Raw genomic sequence first — 251 nt, forward strand, 5'->3', positions numbered from 1 at the left:
TCTTCAGTGCTATAGATGTTGTTACCGATGGTTTCTTTCAGCATTGTTTTGTATAGAGACAGAATTTCTTCATCACTGAAGAAGGGCTTTGCGACGTTATAAATTTCGTCAGGCACTTCCATCGGTTTGATACGGATATTTGAGTTCTTGATATTGTGATATAAAACTTTTGAGTGTTTTTTTACAGAACGTTTTCTGTTACTTAAAAAGATATTTAATAGATTTAAAAAGAATATAGTTTCCTTTTTTGC

At 31.5% G+C, this 251-nt stretch carries 1 pseudogene; it reads right to left on the reverse strand.

The features are described from left to right. Window positions 1-251 (reverse strand): annotated as a pseudogene (locus tag ACZ2V4_RS11850) (hypothetical protein); the annotation flags it as partial.

Source organism: Macrococcus sp. CoH-51_TC_04 (genome assembly GCF_058188655.1).